This is a genomic window from Lysinibacillus sp. GJ-1, from assembly GCF_021166035.1.
Taxonomy (GTDB): domain Bacteria; phylum Bacillota; class Bacilli; order Bacillales_A; family Planococcaceae; genus Lysinibacillus; species Lysinibacillus sphaericus.
Map to the genome: position 1 here is coordinate 4,368,169 of NZ_CP088912.1, position 15,078 is coordinate 4,383,246.

Here is a 15,078-nt window from a genome sequence, read left to right on the forward strand (position 1 = left end):
TAATTTTATTGTGTTACACTGTACTTAAATTAATGATAAAAAGGAGAGCTTATGAATAGATCTATAACTCGAAAGTTGATTATACGAACGCTAGCGATTATATGCCTACTAGTAGCTGCATATTTTATCATACCAGTTTCCGTGCCCATACTATTAGCGGGTATTACAGCTTTTTTATTGGAACCCATTGTCATGTTTTTTAAACGAAAATGGAAAATGTCTCGGAAAATAGCTGTTGCGTTTATATACATAGTAAGTGTTATTTTTATTTCTATTATCTGTTACTTTACTATTACCCAACTAATGTCGCAAATAATTTCCATTTCCAAACAAGCACCTTACTATATTTCTAAGCTATCTGAGATGTGGGGGCATATGCAAGAGAATATTTCAAAATATACAGAAGACTTTCCTACTGAAGTGAGTTCCTCACTTCAAAAAACGGCAACCGACTTTATTAAGAAAATTGAAGAATCTTTTTTAAACTTCTTTAATTATACCAAAGTTACGACCTTCTTTTCACAAATTCCAAGCCTCTTTATTAGTCTTCTCGTTTATATGATTGCTCTATTTTTATTTATGCTCGATTTACCTAAATTAAAACAGATAACTTATAAATATTTAAAGCCATCAACAGAAAAGAAATTAAAAATTATTACGAATCGTTTAAAAGATGCATTTTTCGGTTTTATGAAGGCACAAGTTCTTGTTAGCTTTATCATTGCCGGAGTTACATTTATTGGATTACTCCTTATTCAACCAAAATTTGCGCTAACAATGACTTTTATTATTTGGATTATTGATGTTATCCCGTTCCTCGGCTCCATTATTATTTTAGCGCCTTGGGGAACTTACCACCTGTTGATGGGGAATACATCGATTGCCATTAAGCTCTTTGTTCTTGCAGCTATTTTATTAATTATTCGTCGAACTGTCGAGCCTAAAGTAATGGGCGCACATATTGGTTTATCTCCTCTGCCAACATTAATAGCGATGTTTGTCGGTCTACAACTATTTGGTATCATCGGCTTACTTGTAGGGCCATTTGTTATCATCTTATTGTTCGCATTAAAAGAAACAGGGGTTATTAAAATCAATTTTAAAATCTAGCAGATGTGAAATAAATTGGACAGTTGCTTGAAAAATGGTGGACGTCAAGACGTAAGTAGCTCGCTAAGCTATGATTTACGGCTCTATCCAACGACAAATAAAAATAAACACAGGGCACATTCTATTCATGATAAATAGAAGTGCCCTATATTATTGTCTATTACTTTGAATTAATAAGCTCTGCTTTCTTTAAGAAGCGTTCGATTATTACCGCTACTTCTGCACGCGAAATATTAGCAGTTGGCGCGATTGTTTTATTTGCCTTACCTGTTACTAAACCTGTTTTTACTGCAACTGCAATAGGAGATTTAGCATATTCAGCAATTTGTCCTTCATCTATAAACGCTGCTAAAATAGTTGCCGCTTCTTGCTCTGAAATCGTTGTATCTATATCGGTTAACAACAAAGCACGCGCTAAAATTGTCATTGCTTGCTGACGTGTAATTTTATCATTCGGTCCAAAGTGACCATTGCTGTAACCTTGAATAAGCTTGTATTCACTTGCAGCATTGATATAGCTTGCATACCATGCATCTGTTGTTACATCTGCATAATGACTAGTAAGGTCATCTGTTTTTAAACCGAGCGCACGGACTATAATAGCAGCAAATTGTGCACGTGTTATATCTTGATTAGGTGCAAATATGCCCTCACGTACTCCATTAATAATCATTCGAGAGCCAAGATTATTCACAGCCTCTTTTGACCAATGATTAGCCACATCGGTAAATTCAATAGGATTCCAAACAAGAGCATACGTACTATTTGTTAAACTATTAATAACCGCATAGTACTTTCCTTCTTTTTGTATCACTTTTGTCGGTACATGTTGTGCTGTGCCGTCTTGTTTAACGACGATAGCCGTTGTAATTTTGCTTGCTTCCACGTCTTTTGGTATCGTTATTGTTCGTTGAACATAAGCGTTGAAGCTTGTAATATCAACCGTTTTTATAGTACTTACCGCTTTTACAGTAAACTCAATAGGTGCAACCATTAAAGAGAAATTACCTTGTTGTGCCACATTTTCTACAAACTTCACCATATCGTTTGTAGGCTTCGCAATTTCGATTTGTACTTTAATGTCTTCAAGTGAAATATCTTTTCCTATTTCTGTAGAAATTGCATCTATATTGATTTGTGAAGCTGGCAATGTGTAAGAAGCTGTTGGTGTTTGAATAACTACTAATGCTTGCTCATTCTGCATATTTTTTACCATTTGAGCATTTAATTCTCCAATAATGATATCAGCATCCTTGTTTACAGGAATAGTCACAACTGCTTTTTTACCTTCTGCCGCTAGTTTTTCCTGTAACTTTTTAGAATCTACCGTTACCGTCATTACTTTTTGATCTCCTACCTGTGTGCTTGTCGCTTTACCAATGGCCTCTTCTTTACCATTAACAAGTACTTTTACATCTTCTGTAGGAGTCGGCTTTGGAGTAGGTTCCGACGTTGACGGAGTACTAGAAGAACCACCATCACCACTAGATATCACTTCCCACTTCGCATAGACCGTTGTATTGCCTACTATACCTTTTGTAAAATCAAACACCTTCGTCAGTTCACGATCCATATACCAACCGCCAAAAGTGTATCCAGCTTTTGTTGGATTTTCGCTTGGTTTTGTAGCGACAGCTCCTACTTTTACTTTTTGCGCTTGCACTTTACTACCGCCATTCACTTCAAAGGTAACAGTATATTGTTGTACAACCGTTATTTCAAAATCAGTTGTAACTTTGCCTCCAAAGTCGTCTTCAGCAGTCACAGTAATAGTAGCTTGGCCTGCTGATAATGGATTAATTTTTAAATTATTATCTTTGATTGAGACTGTTGCAATTGCTTCTTTATTTGAGGTTGCGGATAATGTCAAAGAATCATTATCTAAATCCTTAAACGTATTTGACAAGTCCAAGGAGATAACATCGCCACCTGCAATACCTTGTTGATTTGCAATCGGTTCATTGACAGTAGGTATTTGGTTTTCTTGTACAGAAAAAACGACATTTCCTGTTGCTTCTTTCGGATCAATTAATCCGGAAGTTGTACCATCATCTACAATTGTATAGTTAAAGCTCCCTTGACCTTTAAAATCCTTTTCAAAGGCAAACTTAATTTCATCATTTTCAATCGTTACCGTTCCGCCTACTGCATTATCAACAGATTTCATGCTAAGCTTTTGATTGTTTTCGTTTTCTGGACCTGCTTTATCATTAGCAAGCAGCTCAGCAAACGTGATGATTTTAGCTTTAGCATTTTCTTTCACTGATAGTGTATCATCTGTCGCGATTGGTTCATCATTCACTTCACTCACAGTAATAGTAGCTTGAGCCGTATTACTTAAGCCACTATCTGTTGTATCAAGTGCTGCAGCAACATCAAAACTAAAGACATCATTTGCCACTGAATTTAAATATTGTGTCGGCGTGAACTTTAAGCCACTATTCCCTTCTGCAATGGTAATAAAATCTCCATCTTGGATGACTGTTGTACCATCGTTTTTGAATAATGCCCCACCTTGAATATTACTAATTTTTAGATGTGTAACGGCATTTCCATCTTCTGATGTAATAACTAATCCGCTTTGTGTTTGGCTATGTTCCGTAGTCGAAGCACTTGTAACCAATGGGCTACTTGCGTTTCTGATTACAGTTAGAGTATACGTATTTTCGATACCCTCGATAGATTTCACAACGACAGGTATACTATTTTTCCCAACTTGAAGTGAAAGCTCATCAGATGGACTTTCACTAGTAACATCTGTATCTAGTACTTTTATTGTAGCTGCAGTATCCATCACTGTCGGTGTTACCTTTAATGAAGTTACCGCATTATCTACATGGACGATATAGTCATTTGTGTCTTCTGCAAAAGCAGGGCTTAGTGTTCCTTCACTCACAGTTAAATTAGATAATGTTGGTGGATTGCCAACTAAAACATTACATGTTGCAAATTTTGTGCCATCTTTTGTTGAAGTGACCGTAATGGTAGCGCTACCTTCTGCTAACCCTGTCACCAAACCATTTTGGTCAACTGCTGCAATCGTGGAGTCGCTAGATTCCCACGTTACATCTTGAGATGTTGCATCCGCAGGAGTAAATAAAGCTGTTAACTGTTTTGTTGCATTTGCTTTAAGCGCTATATTCGTTTGATCGAGCGCTAAATTAGTAACTTCTTTATATAGATTTACTGGATAATAACTAACTTGACTAGTTCCAACTGTCAAAATATCATTAACACCATCATTATTCATATCTTCTATAAATAGTTGCTTGATATGTCCCCCATCTTTAGAAATATCAGGCGCACTGTTAAATTGACCTGCCCCGTTATTAAGGTGAATATCTAATTTTGTTTGATTTGCATCATTGGTTGTATGAGCAAAATCCTTGTAGCCGTCATTATTTAAATCACCAATTGCTATTGAGCCATTGATAAATCCACTTTGTTTTAATAGCGTTATATCAAAGCCTGTATTCGTACTATTACGAAGCCCTACATATATTACAATTGAATTCGATTGGAAACTACCTCTCGCTAATATAAAATCATCTTTTCCGTCTTGATTTAAATCATCTGAAGCAACATATAGTGAGACTATACTATCCGATCTTTGAGGTACTGCTTCAAGCTGAAATGTACCATCGCCATTACCTAGTCCAATTTTAAATAAATCATTATGATTTTTATTATTTGTCGAACAAATATAGTCTAAATTATGATCACCATTAAAATCCCCCATAGAACAACTTTGAACTCCCGATTGATTATCTACACCCACATTCTCTATCAATGAGAATGAAGGATTATTTGGTGTACTATTATTAATGCCGACATATATTTTATCAGTTGTAAACCAAATGACATCATTTTTCCCATCATTATTGACATCTCCCGTTTGCACACTAGTACCATAAAAGGCTTTTGAAAAAAGATTAAACGTAGATTGTTTCGTTAATATTTGATTATCATGGTTCCATAAAATAATATTATTAGGGCTTTCTTGAACGCCATTTGGTCCAGCTGAAACAATATCTTGTTTACCATCACCATCTAAATCAGTCAGTGCCGTGCCATAAAATTCATTTATCTCCGGGCTTTCAGTATGTAATTGATAGACCGGTTCTCCTTTTAAATCACTTATCGTAAAAGGGGATTGTGTACGCAACATTCCTGCCATGTGGAGTTTACCATCACTATCTTTTCCAATAGCTACTGTTTTTCTTTCATAGGCAATCTGAGTACCCGAAAATACCGTTTGTGGTTGTCCTAAAAATATTTGCTTTAACGATGCTGCTTTTGCTTGTTTTGGTGTTATTGGAAGCAAGCTAAGTAGCATGAATAAAATAATAACAACATGTATCAATTTCTTATTCTGCATTCTATTTCTCCTCTCCCTCTTTATTTTTCTAAAATGAATGCCGTAATCAGCATAACAATAGTAACTCTCAAACTTCTCTCAAATACGATACTTTAGCATTATTTCTATAGGGAATAACTATTACTATTTTCATTATCAATCGATTTTAAATCACTAAAAGGACTTAACTGCAAATAAAAATAGCACCTATTATCGTGATAATCCGATAATAGATGCTATTGTATATTTTTATTTAACTTTTTTGCTATTTCATTCGTCTAACTTTTATAAGCTTATTGAATACGACCGAAGCCTACTAAATATTGGTTCCACCAATCAAGTGATTCGATCACTACGCCTTTATTTTGCGCATCAATCATTGTGTTATTACCAAGGTAAATCCCAACATGTGCTACGCCTGAACCATAGCTAAAGAATACTAAATCACCAACGCGAGCTTCACTTGCTGAAATACGTTGTGTTGCTAAGTATTGTTGTGATGCTGTACGAGGTAATGATACCCCAGCTTGCTTGTAAGACCATTGTACAAGACCAGAACAGTCAAAGCCTGTTGTAGGGTTACTACCACCCCAAACATACGCACGACCTAGGAATTGCTTGGCAGTTGAAATAGCACCACCTGAAGATGCTGTACCAGCACCAGACCCCACGACGATTGACTGTGGTTTGCCACCATTATTGTTCACTTGAACAACAGGTGTAGCTGATTGAAGTGCACGTAAACGAGCCGCTTCTTCTTCAGCAGCCTTACGTTCAGCTTCTAAACGCTCTTCTTCTTGTTTCGTTGCAATTTGAGCCTTTAATGCAAGTGATTTTGCTTGGTTTTCAGCTTTTTTCACTTCCATTTCGCTTTCCTTTTGTTGAAGCTCTTGGAATTGTTTTTGAAGCTCTTTTTGTTTTTCATCTAATGTTGCTTTTTGTTGTTCTAATTTCACTTTGTCTGCTTCTTGTTGATTTACTAGCTCTTGGTCAGCATCCATTAATGTTTTAACCGCTACGACACGGTCCATTAAATCTGCAAAACTCTTTGCTTCTAGCACAACGCTTAAATAGACACCTACAGTGTTGTCTTGTGCTTGATAAGCCGCCATACGTTCACTTAAAATAGCTGAACGTTGCTCAATACGTTTTTCAGTTTCAGCAATACCTGCATCTACTTCTTTGATATCAGCTTGTACTTGGTTAAATACTTTCACTTTTTCATCGATTTCTTGTTGTAGCTGTTGTAATTCTGTCTCTAATTTTTTTACTTCCGCATCGATTTTTGCTTTTTTCTCGATCATTTGCTGAGACGTTTCTTCAGCGTGTGCTTCAATCGGTTGTACTGTATTAAATAATAAGCCGCCTGCAAGTGCTAATGTTAGCACCATCGACTTACGCCATTTATTGCGCTTACCCATGAATCTTCATTTCCCTTCATCTATCAATTTCGCTCTTTATTTCCTTATGTAAATACTTGAACGATTCAATTAAGTTCTTATGTTTTTATTAGCCTTTTAAAGTTTAGCATTAATGCCGTAACTTTTATACTATTTCTCACCGTTTTAATCGTAAAGTAAAACTCGAAATATAATTGTAACATTGTATAAAACGCGACATTTTTCTACAAAACCTTTATATACAGCTAGAAAATGACGTTTTCATCTCCAAGTAGTCCATTTCACCTTGGTGTTTTGTAATCTTTTTGTAATATAAAAAAGGTAGGAGAATCATCCCCTACCTACTATTTCATTGAGCGTAAAGCTTGAATGGACAGCCGTACTAATAATATCGCACATAGAAATAACCCTAGATATGCAGCCGTATTCAAATACACTGCATATGGCTCATGTATAAATTGAGAAATGGCTAACAACGCAACAGAAATGATTCCAAATGTAATGCCGACAAGTAATAAGACAAAACGGGAAAATAGCTGAGTAATGAACCGTGCATTGTGGTCATCTGAAAAAATATCATGATGCAATATAATTTTTCCACTTTCTACTCGTTGAATTAGCTGATCGATACGCCTTGGCATTTTTCGTAAAGTAGGTATTAACATGGACAGTTCTTCCTGTATACGCTCTTTTGTTTCTAAAGGTTCTTTAAACGGTCTTAAAAATGCAGCTCGCATATAAGATGCCGAAAAATCCTTCGCTTCTGTAAAAATATCAAATTGTGAATCAATTACACGCAATGTTCCATCTAGTGTTACTAAAGATCGAAGCGCCAAACCAACAGAAGGATAAAACGCAAGACCAAAATCCCGTACCACTGTAAATAACGAATGAATTAGTTCTTCGGTAGGGATACGATCAACATAGGATATTTTCAGCAAGATTTGATCCATAGCCTGCTCCACCCTAGCACGTTCCGCATGTTCTTTATTTTCTACGAGTAGCATTAAGCCATCATATAAAATACCTGAATCATTTTGTTGAATACCTAGTAAAAATAGCTTTAACCCTTCTTGCTGAGTAGCACCTAGACGTCCAACCGCTCCGAAGTCTAGCAGAATTGGGACTCCATCGGTCTCATCAATATAAACGTTCCCTGGATGTGGATCGGCATGAAATATCCCTGAAAATAACATTTGTTCAAAAAAGGAATACAAAATTGTACGTGCAAATTGGCTACGATCAATGTTTAGTCGTCGAAATTCAGATGCCCCTTCCGCCACACTTTTACCACGAACGTATTCCATAACAATAATGTCTTCATCACAAAACTCTGTATATATTTTAGGGATGCGCACTTTATAATCGCTTTTAGCAAGAGCATTTGTTACCTGTAGTGTATTACGTACCTCGATATCTAAATGAATTTCTTCCCTTAACCCATCAGCAAATCCACCAGCTAATTCTCGAAAGCCTAACGACTCTGCCCAAGTAGATTTGTTGGAAAACCAATTTGCAAATTCCTCTAAAATATCAAGGTCATCACGCATAATTCCCTTTACCTCAGGACGCAGTAGCTTCACCACAACTTCTTCGTAATTTTTCAGTCGTGCCTTATGTACTTGTCCAATAGAGGCTGCTGCTAATGGCTCCATTTGAAAGTGAATAAAGACATCATCTACTGACCTTGGCAAGGAAGTTTCTAAAATCTTTGTCACCTGCTCATGCGGCAAAGGTTTTACACTTTGCTGTAGATGTTCTAGCTCATCAATGATAATTGGAGAAAATAATTCTTTACGCGTAGATAGTACTTGCCCGAATTTGACGAAAATCCCGCCGCATTGCTCTAACGTTGTTCTTAAGGCAATGGCAAGCTCCTTTTCATTTTCTCGTTGCCTCGCATATTTAATCGTTTGGACAATCCCATTCGTCACTGCAATTTTTAACACCTGACGTAATCGCTTCTGCTGACGCCAGTAGCTACGCAATCTCAATAAAATTGATTTTTGCCCATGACGGCGCTCTCCACCTTTAATACCAATCGGATCAAAAAGTTCGAAAACGAGGTAGAGCAGCATGGAGATAAGGAGCATACTACCTATCCAAATAAGGGTGCTTACTTCCGTAACGGTTTGCATCATCGTTTCCGATAAAAAATCTCGATGGCGTAAGTAGGAATACCAATATACAAAGGACGTAAGCGTAACACTAATAACAACAGAGAGCACTCTGCGTACAAAATTTATATTAGAACCTATTAACCGTCCGCTAACAAAATAAATAATTCCTGCAACAAAAATAATTTGAATTAGTAACTTCAAATAAACCAACAAGTGCCACCTCCCGCTGTTTTTCCTAATACTGCTAGTATAACAAATTCATGAACGAACTTTCCTTTACTAGCCACTAACGACAACAAGAGGTTTTACAGAAACATATCTTCATCAGTTCAAGTCATTCCATTAGCACCTTTTATCTAGTATGTACTCTCCTACAGCGAAAAAATCCACTCCGCTTTCCATGGGTACATTGTAAGACACAACAACTCGTGTGTTCCCAAAGAAGTCTTCGTGGATTTTTAAATTTCAAAATTGTTTGAGTGACTGGCACTTGTTAGTTCGTAGAGAGCACTTGCTCCCAATCAATTGTGCCATTTTTCACTTGTTCGCGTTTTTCTTTGTTCATTAAGTCGTTAGGACGACCACCTTTAGTAAGTCTTTATCGTGGTTGCCCACTCTGGACGATCTTGCGATAAAATGTAAGCTGCTAAATCAGCAGCATCTTGATCTGATAACGTACCACCCGCTCCAACTGGCATATTGTTTTGAATGTAGCCAGCCATTTTAGACATACGTGCCATGCCCGCTCCATCATTAAAGGAATTTTCGCCCCATAATGCAGGACCTGTAGTTGCACCCGTTCCAGAACCATCAGCAGCGTGACAAGCAATACAAGATTGCGCATACAGTTCTTCACCATGTGCTACATCTGGAATAGGGACGCTTTTCATATTACTTGTGCCAGCCCATTCACGCTCTGCACCAACAGGCACGCCTTGTGAAATATAAGCAAAATAGGCTACCATCGCTTCAAGCTCGTCACTATTCATTTCAAATTTTTTACCGTTCATACTTCGCACCATACAACCATTAATGCGCTCTTCAATCGTTACAATGCCTCCAGAACGAGCAATATATTGTGGATAGTTAGCTGTGACACCAACTAGAGAAGAAGCTTGTTCATCATACCCTGCACCTGCATGACAGCTTGTGCAAGATAGCTGATTTCCTACGTATTCATCTGCCGCAACATGCGTATTACTTACCAGTTCATAACCATATAAAATCGCTTCTTTCATCGGTCCATCCGGTACTTCTTCGATACTTGGCGGAGCGTAAACGACTTTTTGTGAATTTGCCGTCGTTGGTATTTGTGTTTTAACCGCCGCTTCGTTCGTCTCACCATTGGCGTCACCTAATATTTTGTCACTAATGGCTGCTCCAACAAAAAGAGTAGCAGCTATTAAGATTGTTCCTGCTATACCAGTTGTCATTTTCTTCATCACTAATACCCCCCTTTGTATGTTAATTTTATTCTAGCAAGATAATATATGGCAGGATGTGATTTTTCTCACACTTCGCAATTTTAGAACCATAAAGCCGATAAAAATGGAATTAATATACATAAAAATTTGTACTATAACAACAGAAACAATGCTTAATACCCTTGTAGTTTCCACTTTTATCTGCTAACACGATTAAATAAAAAACCAACGGCTTGCTTTGTAGCATATTGTTCGGTAGGAATAACGCTAGTGGAGAGGCGACTCTCCTGTTCAGAACGCAAGCAGAGGGTTGTGGCTTACTGTGCTGAGCGGAAAGCGCCGCCGTAGCGGACAACTTCGGCATAGCAAAAAAGTGTTAGATTGACCTCAGTCAATCTAACACTTTTTCTTTTAATAGCGTATGATGATGATGCTTATAATTTACATGCACCATCCGCACAAGAAGCATCACCGTTACCAACCATATTTAAAGTAGGTTTAATACCAGCAATTTCCGCAGCTTGATGCAATGTACGTACGAATACTTCATTCGGCTCAGCACCTTTAATACCGTAACGATTTTCAAAAACAAAGAATGGCACGCTTTGTACCCCAATCTGTTGCGCATCGTAGCGATCTTTATCTAACTCTTCCTTAAAAGCTTCATTTGTATTCAATACTTGTTGTGCTTCGGCAACATCTAAGCCTAACTCTTTAATAACCGCTAGCAACATGGCATCATCATTTAAGTCTTTACCTTCCATTAAATAAGCAGCCATTAACGCTTCTATATAAGCGGCTTCTTTCCCAAATTGCTTCGTCCATTTTGCCAAGCGGTGGGCTTTCTCTGTATGCACTTTTTTCATCTCAGCAAATTGATATGTGAGCCCAACTTCCTTTGCTCGTTCAGTAATACCAATTGTCATTTGTTCAGCTTCTTCAAGCGTTACGTTTTGCTGAGCCATAAAATGTTCATAAAAACTTTGCCCCGTCTCTTTCGGTGCAGTAGGATCAATTTGATAGGATTTGTACTCTATCTCTACTTGATCAGTATATCCAGCCTCTTTTATTGCTTGTTCTAACTCTCTTTTCCCTATATAACAAAATGGGCATGAGAAGTCAGAAAACACTTCAATTTTCATTGTTATCCTCCTATAAAATATCCATCCAAATTTTAATAGCCGTTGCTAGAATCAAGACAGCTAATATCCCTTGTAATACTTTCGTATTCAAACTTTTCCCTGCCTTTGCTCCTAATGGCGCTGCTATTAAACTTGCCACAATCATGATGGCTGCTGGATAATAATCCACTTGCCCCGTCATTAGCTTTCCTATTGTTCCCCCAATGGAAGAGATAAAAGTAATGGCTAAACTTGTAGCAATCGTCATACGCGTTGGAATTCTTAGTACAACAAGCATAATCGGTACAAGTAGGAAACCACCTGCTGCTCCTACGATACCAGAACCAATACCGACTATGAATGCTAAAATTACCGCTACGGGCTTATTAAAAGTAACATCATTCATTGGCTTATCGTCAATTTGCTTTTTAGGAATAAACATCATAATTGCCGCTATAAGCGCCAAAATCCCATAAACTATATTAACGCCTGCCTCCGATAAATATTGGGAACCAAAGCTACCGACAAAGCTACCTGCTAAAATTGCCCCACCCATATAAATAATCAGGGATTTGTTTAGATAGCCACCTTTACGATATGCCCATACCCCTGCAATCGAAGCGAAAAACACTTGTACAGCACTAATACCTGATACTTCATGTGCTGTGAATGCAGTAAATCCTAGTAAAGGTGGAATATATAATAGCATTGGATATTTAATAATCGAGCCTCCAATACCAAGCATACCTGAAATATAAGATCCTACAAAGCCGATTAAAAATATCGTAATAACCCATGTTATATCCATCTATTTTTCCTTCTTTCAAGTCGTTTACACCTTGTTCCTTAACGCAAAAGCTAAGTTCACCAAGGCTATTACTGCATTCGGCAAAATGCATTGTAGAATGAAGTGGAAAGGTGAGTGTCCTGCTTGAACACTCACCCGTCTCATTACGCTTTTTGAATAAAGAATGTAATGACGCCCGCGTCTTCCGATTTATCTAAAATCGTGTGACCACCTGCATTTGCCCATGCAGGGATATCCGCTAAAGCCCCTTTATCTGTTACTTGTACTTCCAAAATCTCACCTGAAGCTAGTGTATCCATCGCCTTTTTTGTTTTTACGATCGGCATTGGACAAGATAAACCTTTTGCATCTAATTGTAAATTTGAGTTCATGTTAATCTCCTTTTAAATTGTTTGTAAATTGTTTGGGTGACTGGCACTTATCTTACTGCACAGCGGTTCGGGCCAATCTCCATTTCAGTTTGTTCCTCTATAGCTGGCGTTATTTTCCCCATATTCACTTGACGAATTTCTTGATATGCATTTGGTTGTGGTGGTAAGTTATCTGTAACAATACTGCGGAATGTTTCAGCATCTTCAATGTTTAAACCATGATTTTCAGCAAATAACTCCCCTAAACGTTTTGCCACAGTACCATCTTCATTTAGCTCATCAATAATCATAAAATGAGCAGGTAGAACAATTAAATCGTCCGATAATTCACGGTAACGTTTATAAAGTGTTTCACGTAAATCACCAACCCAGTCTTCTGCAAGTCCTGCTAAATCAGGACGACCAATTGAATCAATAAATAAGATGTCCCCTGTTAATAAATATTTGTTATCTACAACAAACGACGTTGAGCCAATTGTATGACCTGGTGAATAAAGTGCACCTACATCAATTTTCGAAGCCCCAATTTGCACCACATTGCCATCTACTAATGGCGTATAATCAAATACAACCTCTTCTGCATCTTTTGGTGGTAAATAATATGTTGCACCTGTTTGTGCTGCAATATGGCGTCCACCTGAGATATGATCCGCATGCAAATGTGTATCAAAAACATGTTTAATTTGAACGTTTTTCTCTTTTGCAAAGTTTGTAAATACATCCGTGAAGCGTACAGCGTCAATAATTGCTGCTTCGCCTTCAGAAATAACCATATAAGATAGACAGCCTTTACCTAAACGAACGAATTGGTAAAGCTCACCACCACCTGTTAAATCGCCTACTTTAATCGGTTCTAAATATTCACTCCACGTTTTCATACCGCCCTCTAAATAGGCAACAGTACGTCCAGCATCAGATAGCATCTCTGCCACCATCATTGAAGATCCTTCCTTTGCACAAACGACTAATACATCTTTGTCCGTAGGGATTTTAGGTAAAATTTCTTCGACACCATCTAATAGCTCAAAATACGGAATATTAAGGTATTCAAATTTGTGTCCATCGATTTTCCAATCTTCAAATGCATCTGTATTACGTACATCTAAAATAAATAATTCTTTGTTTTCGATTACTTTTTTCGCTACTTCTGCAGCGCTCCATTTTAATACTGACACTCCGTTTACCCCCTAAGGTATTATTTCGTTGATTTTTTTAGCGGAAAGGACATGCCTCTCCGCTTATTGTTATCTTCTAGTCAAAATCCAATGCACTACTTAATATATTCAGCATTCGGTTATCACTCATGATAAGCCGTCTACATCTGTTGCAACTTAATTAGAACGTTAATGATGGTGCTGCATCTTTAGCGAATTCTAAGAATGTTACAGCTCCCCCAACCTCAATACCGTCTACAAAATCTTCTACTGTTAAGCCCATTACATCCATTGTCATTTGACACGCAATAAATTTAACACCTAATTCTTGTGCCATTTCTACTAATTGCGGAATTGCAGGTACATTTGCTTTCGCAAAGCCTTCTGCAAAATGTTCTGTACCAGCAGGCATTGGTAAAGCATTCATGCCTTGCTTATGAATTAAATTTAATCCTTCGAATGTGAAAAAGATTGCTACTTCCTTGTCAGAAGCTGCCGCTGCTGTTGCGATATTGAACACCTTATACGCATCAAAAAGACCACCGTTACTTGCAATAATTGCTACTTTGTTTGACATAATAAATTCCTCCAATTTAAATATTTTTAATTAATTCGCCCGTCCAAGATGTCATACCTGGTAAGACGTTAAATACTTTTGTAAAGCCATTTGCTACTAGCTTTTGTGCAGCTAAATCACTGCGAGCACCTGTACGACAAATCACATAAATTTCACGATCTTTATCGAGTTCAGAAAGGCGCTCTTCAAGCTCACCCATCGGAATGGATTTTGCCCCTTCAATGTGACCGAATGCGAACTCCGCTTCTTCACGCACATCGAGGATAAGTCCATCTCTTCCTACGATTTGTTCCAACTCAATTGTGGACTCAAACGTTTTTTCATCAGCTGACTCCTGCGCGCATTTACGAATGTAATGCTTAAGCACAGTATCTTCTTCCACTGTCCCGATATACTGATGCCCTACAGACTCAGCCCAAGCTGCGATATCGGCTTTTGAGCCTTTATCTGTAGCTGAAACTTCTAAAATTTGACCATCCGCTAATTCAGCCATTGCCTTTTTCGTTTTTACGATTGGCATCGGGCAGGATAGCCCTTTGGCATCTAGTTGAAAATCTGCCTTAATACTCATAACTTCCTCCTTATACCTATAAGGGTATTATTTTTGCTAAAAAAATATAGAATAGGGTATACCCT

The 15,078-nt window shown here is 37.6% G+C and carries 11 protein-coding genes; 1 reads left to right on the forward strand and 10 read right to left on the reverse strand.

What is annotated here, in order from left to right; translation table 11 throughout:
* Positions 1-51: 51 nt before the first annotated feature.
* Entirely contained in the window at positions 52-1,110 is a 1,059-nt protein-coding gene (gene ytvI, locus LO754_RS21705; protein WP_024364578.1) for a sporulation integral membrane protein YtvI, read from the forward strand.
* 160 nt (positions 1,111-1,270) lie between these two features.
* Here ytvI and LO754_RS21710 read toward each other — a convergent pair whose 3' ends face one another.
* From LO754_RS21710 to LO754_RS21755, 10 genes are all read right to left on the reverse strand, one after another.
* Positions 1,271-5,488, reverse strand: a complete 4,218-nt coding sequence (locus LO754_RS21710; protein WP_231785238.1) for an S-layer homology domain-containing protein — start codon at positions 5,486-5,488, stop codon at positions 1,271-1,273.
* Between the two features lie 272 nt (positions 5,489-5,760).
* On the reverse strand, positions 5,761-6,888 hold the full coding sequence (locus tag LO754_RS21715) for a C40 family peptidase (protein WP_029747435.1): 1,128 nt from the start codon (positions 6,886-6,888) through the stop codon (positions 5,761-5,763).
* A 323-nt stretch (positions 6,889-7,211) separates the two neighbouring features.
* Entirely contained in the window at positions 7,212-9,197 is a 1,986-nt protein-coding gene (locus LO754_RS21720; RefSeq protein ID WP_024364579.1) for an ABC1 kinase family protein, read from the reverse strand.
* A 377-nt stretch (positions 9,198-9,574) separates the two neighbouring features.
* Positions 9,575-10,429 carry a c-type cytochrome gene (locus LO754_RS21725; protein WP_231785239.1) on the reverse strand — a complete coding sequence of 285 codons (855 nt, stop codon included), beginning with the start codon at positions 10,427-10,429 and terminating at the stop codon, positions 9,575-9,577.
* Positions 10,430-10,845: 416 nt separating this feature from the next.
* On the reverse strand, positions 10,846-11,553 hold the full coding sequence (locus LO754_RS21730) for a DsbA family oxidoreductase (RefSeq protein ID WP_025220749.1): 708 nt from the start codon (positions 11,551-11,553) through the stop codon (positions 10,846-10,848).
* Positions 11,554-11,563: 10 nt separating this feature from the next.
* Complete coding sequence (locus tag LO754_RS21735; RefSeq protein WP_024364582.1) at positions 11,564-12,340, reverse strand: sulfite exporter TauE/SafE family protein; 777 nt, start codon at positions 12,338-12,340, stop codon at positions 11,564-11,566.
* Positions 12,341-12,483: 143 nt separating this feature from the next.
* A complete protein-coding gene (locus tag LO754_RS21740) occupies positions 12,484-12,711 on the reverse strand; it encodes a sulfurtransferase TusA family protein (protein WP_024364583.1) in 228 nt (75 codons plus the stop codon).
* A 47-nt stretch (positions 12,712-12,758) separates the two neighbouring features.
* Positions 12,759-13,886: an MBL fold metallo-hydrolase gene (locus LO754_RS21745; protein ID WP_025220750.1), complete on the reverse strand. Its 1,128-nt coding sequence runs from the start codon at positions 13,884-13,886 to the stop codon at positions 12,759-12,761.
* Between the two features lie 160 nt (positions 13,887-14,046).
* On the reverse strand, positions 14,047-14,442 hold the full coding sequence (locus LO754_RS21750) for a DsrE/DsrF/DrsH-like family protein (RefSeq protein WP_069508050.1): 396 nt from the start codon (positions 14,440-14,442) through the stop codon (positions 14,047-14,049).
* Between the two features lie 16 nt (positions 14,443-14,458).
* Complete coding sequence (locus LO754_RS21755) at positions 14,459-15,013, reverse strand: sulfurtransferase TusA family protein (RefSeq protein WP_231785240.1); 555 nt, start codon at positions 15,011-15,013, stop codon at positions 14,459-14,461.
* Between the last annotated feature and the right edge of the window lie 65 nt (positions 15,014-15,078).

What these genes read in the sequence shown, in the direction of transcription:
- LO754_RS21740 (WP_024364583.1), bottom strand. Translation starts at nt 12,711, where the DNA reads ATGAACTCAAATTTACAATTAGATGCAAAAGGTTTATCTTGTCCAATG.
- LO754_RS21755 (WP_231785240.1), bottom strand. Translation starts at nt 15,013, where the DNA reads ATGAGTATTAAGGCAGATTTTCAACTAGATGCCAAAGGGCTATCCTGC.
- LO754_RS21735 (WP_024364582.1), bottom strand. Translation starts at nt 12,340, where the DNA reads ATGGATATAACATGGGTTATTACGATATTTTTAATCGGCTTTGTAGGA.
- LO754_RS21715 (WP_029747435.1), bottom strand. Translation starts at nt 6,888, where the DNA reads ATGGGTAAGCGCAATAAATGGCGTAAGTCGATGGTGCTAACATTAGCA.
- LO754_RS21730 (WP_025220749.1), bottom strand. Translation starts at nt 11,553, where the DNA reads ATGAAAATTGAAGTGTTTTCTGACTTCTCATGCCCATTTTGTTATATA.
- ytvI (WP_024364578.1), top strand. Translation starts at nt 52, where the DNA reads ATGAATAGATCTATAACTCGAAAGTTGATTATACGAACGCTAGCGATT.
- LO754_RS21750 (WP_069508050.1), bottom strand. Translation starts at nt 14,442, where the DNA reads ATGTCAAACAAAGTAGCAATTATTGCAAGTAACGGTGGTCTTTTTGAT.
- LO754_RS21725 (WP_231785239.1), bottom strand. Translation starts at nt 10,429, where the DNA reads ATGAAGAAAATGACAACTGGTATAGCAGGAACAATCTTAATAGCTGCT.
- LO754_RS21710 (WP_231785238.1), bottom strand. Translation starts at nt 5,488, where the DNA reads ATGCAGAATAAGAAATTGATACATGTTGTTATTATTTTATTCATGCTA.